The 2152-nt window shown below is 25.0% G+C and carries 1 protein-coding gene and 1 pseudogene; one reads left to right on the forward strand and one right to left on the reverse strand.

The genetic code is table 11. The features are described 5' to 3' along the window. A pseudogene (locus ACERKK_RS12990) lies at positions 1-1029 on the reverse strand (excinuclease ABC subunit A); the annotation flags it as partial. A gap of 248 nt (positions 1030-1277) precedes the next feature. Between ACERKK_RS12990 and ACERKK_RS12995 the strand changes: the two are divergent. Then, the gene (locus ACERKK_RS12995; protein ID WP_373773499.1) at positions 1278-2018 is read left to right on the forward strand and encodes a metallophosphoesterase; all 741 of its coding nucleotides are present in this window, start codon (positions 1278-1280) and stop codon (positions 2016-2018) included. Positions 2019-2152 lie beyond the last annotated feature (134 nt).

Genomic DNA, 2152 nt, shown 5'->3' on the forward strand with positions numbered 1-2152 from the left:
TAACTCTTTAAATGGAACATTTGTACTAATATCAGCAGCATTACAAAAAGCTGTAAGCATTTTGAAATAAAAACCTTTATTAAATCCATAGATTACTTTTACGGCACCATCTTCAATTGTTAGTTCTTCATTTATTACTTTTTTTAAATCAAGTGCATATCTAATTCCTAAACCATCACAAGAAGTACAAGCACCTTTTGGTGAGTTAAATGAAAATGATAAAGGTTCAAGTGGTTCAAATGAAATTTTACAATCAAAACAAGCCATATGTTCAGAATAATGAATATGTTTTTCAACACCAACATCTTCATGATTTAAAATCTCAATTTCTAATTCACCAAAACTCTCTTTTAGACCCTTTTCTACATCTTGAGCAATTCTTTCTTTGTTTTCTTCTTTTACTACAACTCTATCAATTACAACTTTTATTGTATGCATTTTACTTTTTTCAAGTTCAATTTCTTCATCAAGTCTAGCCATAACACCATCAATCATAGCTCTTACATAACCTTTTGAACGAAGAGATTCTAAAAGATCTGCAAAAGTACCTTTTTTTCTATTTATAAGTGGTGCTAATATTACAATTTTTGAGTTTTCAGGAAGTGTTAAAACTTGATTAATTACATCACTTGCACTCATTTGTGAAATTGGTTCATTACATTTATGACAATGCTGTTTCCCAACTCTTGCGTATAATAGTCTTAAATAATCATACACTTCTGTAATTGTTCCAACAGTTGAACGTGGATTTTTTGAAGTTGTTTTTTGATCAATTGCAATTGCAGGAGTTAATCCTTCAATTCTTTCAACATCAGGTTTTCCTACTTTATCTAAGAATTGTCTGGCATATGCAGAAAGTGACTCTATATATCTTCTTTGACCTTCTGCATAAAGCGTATCAAAAGCTAGTGTAGATTTACCCGAACCTGATAGTCCTGTAAACACAATAAGTTTGTTTTTTGGTATTTCTAAATTAATATTTTTTAAGTTATTTTCACAAGCGTTGAATATTTTTATGCTATCTGTCATTTTTATATTACCTTTAAAATTTTGAAGCTGTTATTATAGGATAGATTACTTAATAGTAAATTGAAAATTCACTCATTTTACAAATGAATAAATAGATTCTTTTATATAAAATATGATTTAATCATAGCCATATAATATTTAGTTTTTGTAAATAAATTTATAAAAAGAATAAATTATGAGTTTTTAACTATTTTTAATAAGTAATAATGTTAGTATTATACAAAATTATTTAAAAAGTTATTAAAAAAATGCAAAGTAAAAATACCTATATTATTGGCGATGTTCATGGAGAATATGAGACTTTAATTAAACTAATAAACAAAATTCCTAAAAATAGTAAAATTATATTTGTTGGAGATTTAGTAGATAGAGGATTAAAATCAAAAGATGTTATAAAATTTATAAGAGATAATAAATATAAATGTGTTTTAGGAAATCATGAAGAGTTTATGATTTCATTTGCTAAAAGTTTAAAAAAAGATTATGCAAATATTGCTAGATCAAATAGTTTCTATACTTGGATAACAAAAGGTGGAAAACAAACCTTATTATCTTATGGTTTAATAAAAATAGATAATGATGATGGTAGACTATATTACATAGATGATGAAAAAAAACTACAAGAGTTTTATGACGATGTAGAATGGTTAAAAACACTTCCTTTATATATTAAAATAGAAGATATTAAAAAGCATAATAAAGAAATTGTTATTTCTCATGCTAGTATTGCAAATATATGGGAAACAATTAAAAATAAAAATAAGCAAGATATATTAAAAGAAAATATTCTCTGGTCAAGAAAAGAACCAAAAGATGATGTTGAAATATTTAATATTTTTGGTCATACAGTAGTTAAAGAAGTTAATACAAAAAAACACTTTATTGATGTTGATACAGGATGTCACTATTTAGAAAAAGGTTTTGGAAAACTTAGTGCTTATTGTTTACAAACAGATGAAGTTATAAGTGTAAAAAAGGATAGAAGTTGAATAGATTTATAAGTAGTTTTGAATATAACAACAATACATATCACTATTGTGATTTAAAAAAAGTTTTTCAGTATTATCCTATTTTAAAAAAATTACCTAAATGTTTGAAGATATTACTTGAAACAAATATTACA

It is taken from the genome of Poseidonibacter sp., assembly GCF_041821165.1.
In the GTDB taxonomy this organism is placed as follows: Bacteria; Campylobacterota; Campylobacteria; order Campylobacterales; family Arcobacteraceae; genus Poseidonibacter.